This window comes from Roseateles sp. P5_E1, from assembly GCF_054049335.1.
The window spans coordinates 1-1,269 of sequence record NZ_JBFUMN010000129.1 but is presented as its reverse complement, the minus strand read 5'-3'; the positions used below and the strand labels follow the sequence as shown (position 1 = coordinate 1,269).

At 70.1% G+C, this 1,269-nt stretch carries 2 protein-coding genes; one reads left to right on the top strand and one right to left on the bottom strand.

The annotated features are described in order from the left end of the window. Positions 1 to 117 precede the first annotated feature (117 nt). Positions 118 to 720: a response regulator gene (locus ACXJKJ_RS30090; protein ID WP_457318420.1), complete on the top strand. Its 603-nt coding sequence runs from the start codon at positions 118 to 120 to the stop codon at positions 718 to 720. A 66-nt stretch (positions 721 to 786) separates the two neighbouring features. On the opposite strand, the gene ACXJKJ_RS30085 is transcribed toward ACXJKJ_RS30090, so the two are convergent. After that, a partial coding sequence (locus ACXJKJ_RS30085; protein ID WP_457395000.1) for a cytochrome b occupies positions 787 to 1,269 on the bottom strand: 483 nt, incomplete at its 5' end.

The following is a 1,269-nucleotide window of genomic DNA, read 5'->3' as shown; positions in this document are numbered from 1 at the left end:
GCGTGGCACCCTGGCCATGCAGTCGGCGAAGGGCGAGGGCACCTGCGTGACGGTGCGGGTGACGCTGCCGGCGGCAACCACGCCTGTAGTTGCCGCGGTCGCGGGTGGGGCCACACCATGATCCGCATCGTGTTGGCCGAAGACCAGGCGATGGTGCGCGGCGCGCTGTCGGCGCTGTTGGGGTTGGAGCGGGACATCGAGGTGCTGGGCAGCGCGGCCGACGGCGAAGCCGCGTGGCGCATGCTGCAGCAGCTGCAGCCGGACATCCTGGTCACCGACATCGAAATGCCCGGGCTATCCGGGCTGGAACTGGCCCAGCGCATCGCCCGCCAGCAACTGCCCATCAAGGTGGTGATCGTCACCACCTTCGCGCGCTCGGGCTTCCTGCGACGGGCGCTGGATGCCGGGGTGTGCGGCTACCTGCTCAAGGATGCACCCGCCGAACGCCTGGCCGATGCGCTGCGCCAGGTGCAGCACGGCGGGCGCGCGATCGATCCGCAGCTGGCGCTGGATGCCTGGTCGCAGGCCGACCCGCTCAACGACCGTGAACGCCAGGTGTTGCGCCTGTCCGGCGACGGTCGCTCGGCCAGCGAGATCGCCACCCAGCTGGGGCTGTCGCATGGCACCGTGCGCAACTACCTGTCCGAATGCATCGGCAAGCTCGGCGTGGCCAACCGTATCGAGGCGTATCGGTTGGCCAGGCAGAAGGGCTGGCTGTAATGCCGGCCGTTGGCCGGCGCTGCACCCTCCTGATCGACATCCCGAGAAGCCGGCCAGCGGCCGGTACTACCGGGGGCGGTCGTCGCGGATTTTCTCCGGGCCCTTCGCCATTGCCTGGAACACCCCGTCGCGGCGCACCCACAGATGGAACAGCGCCGCGGACAGATGCGCCACCACCGTGGCGAACAGCGCGTAGGCGAACAGGCTGTGCGCGTTGCGCAGCGCCGCGTACAGCGACGGGTCGTGCGGCAGAATCGCCGGCAGGTTGAAGCCCGGCCACATCACGATCGGATAGCCGCCGGCGGAGAGCATCGACCAGCCGATCAGCGGCATCGCCAGCATCAGGCCGTACAGCACCCAGTGCGAGGCATGCGCGGCGAACGCCTGCCAGGCCGGCAGATCGGCGGGCAACGGCGGCGGCCGATGGCGCAGGCGGTTGTACAGGCGCACGATCACCAGCAGCAGGATCGCGATGCCGAGCGGGCGGTGCAGGTCGACCAGCATCGGCCGCCAGTGCAGCGCCGCCACCATGCCCACGCCGACAAACAG

What these genes read in the sequence shown, in the direction of transcription:
- ACXJKJ_RS30090 (WP_457318420.1), top strand. Translation starts at nt 118, where the DNA reads ATGATCCGCATCGTGTTGGCCGAAGACCAGGCGATGGTGCGCGGCGCG.